Genomic DNA, 6,462 nt, shown 5'->3' on the forward strand with positions numbered 1-6,462 from the left:
TCTCCGGCGGCGAAAACGTCTACCCCGCCGAAGTCGAAGACGTGCTCTACCGGCATCCCGCCATCGCCGACGTCGCCGTGCTCGGCACCCCGCACGAACGGTGGGGCGAGGCGGTCACCGCGGTGGTGGTACGCCGGCCCGAAGCCACCCTCACGCTGGAGGAGTTGCGCAGCTTCGCGCGCGACAAGCTCGCCGGCTACAAGATCCCACTGCGGCTGGAGTTCGTCGGCGCGCTGCCCCGCACCCAGTCCGGCAAAGTCATCAAATACCAGCTGCGCGAACGCCTGCTGTCAGATCGGAAGGCTTGAAGTTGATATGACCAAACTCGCACTTGTCACCGGCGCCGGTTCGGGCATAGGTAAAGCGATCGCGCTGGGCTTCGCCGCACGCGGTGACCGGGTGGTCGCCGCCGACCTCGACGAGGCGGCCGCGCAGGCCACCGCCGCCGAGTCGCCCGATCTGATCACCGCGCTGCCGGTCGATGTCGCCGACCGCACCCGGGTGGATGCCCTACGGGACCGGACGCACGCCGAAGTGGGGGTACCCACCATGTTGGTCAACGCCGCCGGCTGGGACCGCACCGACCAGTTCCTCAACGCCACCACCGAATTCGCCGAAAAGGTGGTGGCTATCAACTATCTCGGTCCGGTGCACATGTGCAGTGCGTTCCTGCCTGCCATGATCGAGGCCGGCGGCGCTGGACACGGCGGTCGCGTCGTCAACGTGGCCAGTGACGCCGGCCGGGTTGGCAGTGCCGGCGAGACGATCTACGCCGGTGCCAAGGGCGGCGTCATCGCGCTGAGCAAGTCGCTGGCCCGGGAGATGGCCCGACACCAGATCACCGTCAACTGCGTGTGTCCCGGCCCGACCGACACCCCGCTGTTCGCCGCGCAGCCCGAGAAGCTGAAAGAGGCGCTGGTCAAAGCGATCCCGTTTCGCCGGCTGGCCCGGCCCGACGAGGTGGCCGCGCCGGTGCTGTTCTTCGCATCGGAGGCCGCGTCGTTCATCACCGGGCAGGTGATCAGCGTCAGCGGCGGCCTGACGATGGCAGGATGAACTCATGAGCAGCCAAACACCGGCGTTCGACCCGCTTGACCCGCTCGCGCTGGACGCGATGCTCTCCGACGACGAGATCGCGGTGCGCGACACGGTCGCCAAGTTCTGCGCCGAGCACGTCACCCCGTACGTCACCGAGTGGTTCGAGGCCGGCGACCTGCCGGTGGTCCGTGAGCTCGCCAAGGGCTTCGGCCAGCTCGGCCTGCTCGGGATGCACCTGCGCGGCTACGGCTGCGGCGGCGCCTCCGCGGTGCACTACGGGCTGGCCTGCACCGAACTGGAGGCCGCCGACTCCGGCATCCGGTCGCTGGTGAGCGTGCAGGGTTCGCTGGCGATGTTCTCGATCTACCACAACGGCTCCGAGGAGCAGAAGCAGCAGTGGCTGCCGGGCATGGCGACCGGCGAGTTGCTCGGCTGCTTCGGGCTGACCGAGCCCGACGTCGGATCCGATCCGGCGGCGATGACAACCCGGGCGAAACAAGACGGATCCGACTGGATTCTTAATGGCCGCAAGATGTGGATCACCAACGGCTCCGTCGCCGACGTCGCGATCGTGTGGGCGGCCACCGACGACGGGATCCGCGGCTTCATCGTGCCCACCGACACCCCGGGGTTCTCCGCCAACACCATCCATCACAAGCTGTCGTTACGTGCGTCGATCACCAGCGAGCTGGTGCTCGACGACGTCCGGCTGCCCGCCGATGCGATGCTGCCCAAGGCGCGCGGCGTCAAAGGTGCGCTGGCCAGTCTCTCGGAGGCCCGCTACGGCATCATCTGGGGCGCGATGGGCGCGGCGCGGTCGGCGTGGCTCAGCGCACGCGACTACGCGACCGGGCGCACCCAGTTCGGCCGGCCGATCGCCGGATTCCAGCTGACCCAGGCCAAACTCGTGGACATGGCCGTCGAGTTGCACAAGGGCCAACTGCTGTCGCTGCACCTGGGCCGGCTCAAAGACCGCACCGGACTGCGTCCGGAGCAGGTCAGCTTCGGCAAGCTGAACAACACCCGTGCGGCACTGGACATCTGCCGAACCGCACGAACCATTCTGGGCGGCAACGGAATATCACTGGAGTACCCGGTCATCAGGCATATGGTGAACCTGGAGTCGGTGCTCACCTACGAGGGCACCCCGGAGATGCACCAGCTGATCCTCGGCCAGGAATTCACCGGCCTGGGCGCCTTCCGCTGACAGGAGCAAACCCCGATGAGCTTGACCTACACCCCCGAGCACCATCAATTCCGGGAGTTGGTCCGCGATTTCGTGCAGCGCACCGTCGTCCCCGCCCACGAAAAGTGGGAACACGCAAGCTGTTGGGACCGCTCACTGTTCACCGAAGCCGGAAGGCTGGGCCTGCTGGGCTTTCCGGTGCCGACGGAGTTCGGCGGCCCGGGCGTGCAGGACTACCGCTACCACGCGATCGTCATCGACGAACTGCAGCGCGCCGGTGCGGCCGCAGAGGCCATCGCCTTTTCGCTGCAGAACGATGTCGTGCTGCCGTATCTGACCGATCTGACCACCGCCGAGCAGAAGCGGCGCTGGCTGCCCGGCGTGGTGACCGGCGAAACGGTGCTGGGCATCGCGATGACCGAACCCGGCACCGGCAGCGACCTGGCCGGCATGCGCACCACCGCGCATCGCGATGGCGACCACTACGTGGTCAACGGCGCGAAAACCTTTATCTCCAACGGGCAGACCGGCGACCTGTTCGTCGTCGCGGTGCGCACCGGGGCCGACCGGCACAAGGGCTTGTCACTTCTGGTGGTCGACGCCGACATCCCGGGCTTTGGCCGCGGCCGCAACCTGGAGAAGATCGGACTGCACGCCCAGGACACTTCCGAGCTGACCTTCACCGACATGCGGGTGCCCGTCGAGAACCTGCTTGGGGAAGAGGGGCAGGGCTTTTACCAGCTGGTCGGAAATCTGCCACAGGAACGGCTGTCGCTGGGGGTGGGTGCGGTGGCTGCCGCTGAGGGGGTATTGGCCGAAACCCTGGAGTACGTGCAGCAGCGACACGCGTTCGGTTCGCCGATAGCCAGCTTCCAGAACACCCAGTTCGTGCTCGCCGAGGTGGCCACCGAGCTGGACGTCGCCCGCAGTTTCCTCGACGACTGCATCGCCGAACACCTGGAGGGAAAGCTGACCGCGGCGCGCGCGGCGAAGTTGAAATGGTGGACCACCGACCTGCAGTTCCGCACTGCGGACCGCTGCCTGCAGTTGTTCGGCGGCTACGGCTACATGCGCGAGTACCCGGTGTCTCGGGCATTCGTCGACGCCCGCATCCAGACCGTCTACGGCGGCACCAACGAGATCATGAAGACGATCATCGCCAAAGACCTGGGGATCTGAGGCTCGACCGCGCCGCACGGCCGGTAACGTCGGTCGGCATGGACAACATTGCCGGCAAGACGATCGCCGTCACCGGCGCCGCCCGGGGCATCGGCCTGGCCATCGCCACCGCGCTGCTGGCCCGGGGCGCACGGGTGGTCATCGGCGATCGCGACAACGCCGCCCTGCAGAAAACGGCCGCCGGCCTGAGCACACACGGCCCGGTCTTTGGCCACCTGCTCGACGTCACCGACCGGGAGTCGTTCTCGGCCTTCTTGGACAATGCCCGCGCCGACGGCGCCGGCCACATCGACGTCTTGATCAACAACGCCGGCGTGATGCCGATCGGGCCGTTTCTCGACCAACCACCGCAGGCCATCCGCTCGGCGATCGAGGTGAATTTCTGCGGCGTGCTCAACGGTTGCCAGCTGGCGCTTCCCGAGATGGTGCAGCGACGCAGCGGCCACATCGTCAACATCGCCTCGATCTCTGGAATGGTGGCCGTGCCGGGCCAGTCGGTCTACGCCGCAACCAAGTTCGCCGTCGTGGGTCTGTCCACCGCGCTGGCCGACGAGTTCGCGCCGGCCGGCGTCAACGTCACCGCGGTGCTGCCCACCTTCACCTACACCGAGTTGATCTCCGGCACAACGCCTACCGCCGCCCAACGGCCGCTGCGGCCCGAGCAGGTCGCGGCCGCGGTGGTCAAGGTGCTCCAGAAGCCGAAGACCCAGGTATCGGTGCCGGGGTCGCTGCGGTTCGCCGCGGCCACCGCGATGATGCTGCCGCCGCGCGCGCGTCGCTTCCTCAACAAGACGATGGGCAACGACCGGGTGTTCCTGCAGTTCGATACCGCCGCCCGCCAGCGCTACGCGGCTCGGGCAGAATCCAGCACCGGGCTGACCGAGCCGCACGGCTGAGCGTAATGTCCTGCCATGTACGTCACGATTGACCGGGTGGGGCGCATTGTGATCCCGAAACCGCTCCGCGTCGCACTGGGAATCGCACCGGATACACAACTGGAGCTGATTCCAGACGGCTCAGGCTTGAGGATCGAGCCGGTCCACCGCCGCCAACGCTCGATCGGTACCAGCGATGGGCTGCCGATCCTCGCCGACGTCGAGGGCGCTGCGCTGACCGACGACGACGTGCGCCGACTCCGCGATGACGTCCAACGGTGACCTTTGGGCGTGCCGCGTTCGAGACGCATTCGGTACTGACTCGGCTACCACTTCCACTACGCCTCAGTGCAGGCCAAGCCGCCGTCACCAATCACCGCACTCTGCTCACTCGCGACCGTCGAGCTGAGCGCACGTACCGCTCACTGGACGTCGAGTACCGGTTCGTGGGCTGACGGGCCGTCCAACGCGTCCCGCTGCGGGCGTCACCGCCAGAGTGCGCCCAGCGCCGCCGACACCTGCTCGGCACGGGCCCGGGCGGTCGCCACATCGGATGCGGTGGCCACCGCCGCGGCCAGCCTGTGACGCGGGTAGCCCTCGTGGTGGCCGAACACCACCACGTCGCTCTCGGCGACACCGAGGGCTTCGGAAAGCACACCGCCCAGTGCAACGACGGCGTCCGGTTGAGTCCCGGCCGCCGCGGCGCCGCCCGGCTGCCGGGCGGAGTAAATCAGCCACGCAGCACCCGGCGAGATCATGAGGGGGTCGATCCCCAGCCCGAGGATGGCCCGAGCCTGCAGCTCGAACCCGGACAGCCGCTGGGTACGCAGCGTCAGAAGGGCGATGTCGTAGGGCCGCACGGTGACGTCGGAGAAGTACACTTCGTCACCGCGGGTCGCCAACTCGACACCGAACAGGCCCCGCCCGCCGAGTGCCCGCACCACGCGGGCGGCGATCGACCTGGCAGCATCCAGGGCGGCGGGGCTCATCGCGTGCGGCTGCCAGGACTCCAGCACCGATTGCCCCCTTGGTCCATCGACGCTGCGATGCCCGATCGGCGCGCAGAACTTCAGTACCGGCCCGGCCGAACCGACGCTGCACACGGTGAGCAGAGTGACCTCGTGGTCGACCTCCATCACCAGCTCCGCCAGCACCCGGGCGGGTCTGTCCTGCACGGCGGCGGCGCGCTGCCAGGCCGCATCGACGTCGTCGGAGCGCACCATCACCGATTGTCCCTCCCCCGGTGGTGCCGCGACCGGCTTGACCACCATCGGAAACCCGGCGTGCGTGGCCACCGAGCGCAGTTCGTCAGCCGATCCGGCGAACCAGAACGGCGCGGTGGGCAGCCCGAGCTCGTCGGCGGCCAGCCGGCGCATCCCCTCGACGTTCGCGGCCAGCCGTGCGGCGTGGACGCTGGGCACCACCTCGGTGATCCCGGTTTCGGTGGCGGCGGTCAACACGTCGGTGGCAACGCTGTCGGTCGCGGTCACCACGAATCTCGGCTGGCACCGTCTGATCGTCGCGACCAGCTCGTCGGTGTCGGCCATGTCGACGGTCACCGACTGGTCGGCGACCCGGTGCAGCGGCGCGTCGGCATAGCGGTCGACGACGACCACCTCGGCACCCAGCCGTTGCAGCGCGATCACCAGTTCACGGCCCAGCTCCCCCGAGCCGAGCAGCATCACCCTGATCGGGCTCCCCGGGTGCGGCCGCTGGGCTTGCGTGGTGTCCTCCCCCGGTTGCGCCGTGCGGTTCTCGACCACTGGCCCGCCCCCTCCCCGGTTAAGCGCACTTCGCCGGACAGCGAAACGCGATGCTGCATGCTGTTCAAGAACCTCAAGGATAAGGGTGGCGGGCCAACCGGGTCGCGACGCTCGATCTCGATCAGCACCGCGGACTAGGCCCGGCCCGTACCGCCTCGACCACCCTCAGCAGCCCGTTACCCAACCGGCGGTCCTTGGCCAAGCGGCCGGCACACGTTCGTCGTCGGGTCCCACCACTGCCCCGGATCGCAGGCCAGTGGCTGCGGCCCGACGCCCAGCGGCCGGCAAATGTTGCCGCTCGGATCCCACCACTGCCCGGGCTCACAGGCCAGCGGTTGGGGTCCGACGCCCAGTGGGTAGCAGGCCTTGCTGAACGGCTCCCACCACTGCCCGGGCTCACAGTGCGCCGAGCTCACCGCCT

8 protein-coding genes are annotated in these 6,462 nt (G+C 68.4%); 6 read left to right on the forward strand and 2 right to left on the reverse strand.

Going from position 1 to position 6,462, the window contains the following annotated elements; translation table 11 throughout:
• From AC2VON_RS06625 to AC2VON_RS06650, 6 genes are all read left to right on the forward strand, one after another.
• Positions 1-308, forward strand: a 308-nt coding sequence (locus tag AC2VON_RS06625) for an AMP-binding enzyme (RefSeq protein WP_486952225.1), incomplete at its 5' end; no start/stop codon positions are given.
• A 7-nt stretch (positions 309-315) separates the two neighbouring features.
• A complete protein-coding gene (locus tag AC2VON_RS06630; RefSeq protein ID WP_486952226.1) occupies positions 316-1,056 on the forward strand; it encodes an SDR family NAD(P)-dependent oxidoreductase in 741 nt (246 codons plus the stop codon).
• 4 nt (positions 1,057-1,060) lie between these two features.
• Entirely contained in the window at positions 1,061-2,245 is a 1,185-nt protein-coding gene (locus tag AC2VON_RS06635) for an acyl-CoA dehydrogenase family protein (protein WP_486952227.1), read from the forward strand.
• Positions 2,246-2,260: 15 nt separating this feature from the next.
• Positions 2,261-3,403: an acyl-CoA dehydrogenase family protein gene (locus tag AC2VON_RS06640; RefSeq protein WP_486952228.1), complete on the forward strand. Its 1,143-nt coding sequence runs from the start codon at positions 2,261-2,263 to the stop codon at positions 3,401-3,403.
• A gap of 38 nt (positions 3,404-3,441) precedes the next feature.
• Positions 3,442-4,299: an SDR family oxidoreductase gene (locus AC2VON_RS06645; RefSeq protein WP_486952229.1), complete on the forward strand. Its 858-nt coding sequence runs from the start codon at positions 3,442-3,444 to the stop codon at positions 4,297-4,299.
• Between the two features lie 15 nt (positions 4,300-4,314).
• Positions 4,315-4,560: an AbrB/MazE/SpoVT family DNA-binding domain-containing protein gene (locus tag AC2VON_RS06650; RefSeq protein ID WP_486952230.1), complete on the forward strand. Its 246-nt coding sequence runs from the start codon at positions 4,315-4,317 to the stop codon at positions 4,558-4,560.
• A gap of 203 nt (positions 4,561-4,763) precedes the next feature.
• Here AC2VON_RS06650 and purT read toward each other — a convergent pair whose 3' ends face one another.
• Entirely contained in the window at positions 4,764-6,041 is a 1,278-nt protein-coding gene (gene purT / locus AC2VON_RS06655) for a formate-dependent phosphoribosylglycinamide formyltransferase (RefSeq protein WP_486952231.1), read from the reverse strand.
• 176 nt (positions 6,042-6,217) lie between these two features.
• On the reverse strand, positions 6,218-6,462 hold a 245-nt coding region (locus AC2VON_RS06660), incomplete at its 5' end, for a hypothetical protein (protein WP_486952232.1).

Source organism: Mycobacterium sp. TH-M82, from assembly GCF_057473605.1.

Bases quoted from the DNA above. Each gene is read 5' to 3' on its own strand.
- AC2VON_RS06630 (WP_486952226.1), top strand. From the start codon at position 316: ATGACCAAACTCGCACTTGTCACCGGCGCCGGTTCGGGCATAGGTAAA.
- AC2VON_RS06635 (WP_486952227.1), top strand. From the start codon at position 1,061: ATGAGCAGCCAAACACCGGCGTTCGACCCGCTTGACCCGCTCGCGCTG.
- AC2VON_RS06640 (WP_486952228.1), top strand. From the start codon at position 2,261: ATGAGCTTGACCTACACCCCCGAGCACCATCAATTCCGGGAGTTGGTC.
- AC2VON_RS06645 (WP_486952229.1), top strand. From the start codon at position 3,442: ATGGACAACATTGCCGGCAAGACGATCGCCGTCACCGGCGCCGCCCGG.
- AC2VON_RS06650 (WP_486952230.1), top strand. From the start codon at position 4,315: ATGTACGTCACGATTGACCGGGTGGGGCGCATTGTGATCCCGAAACCG.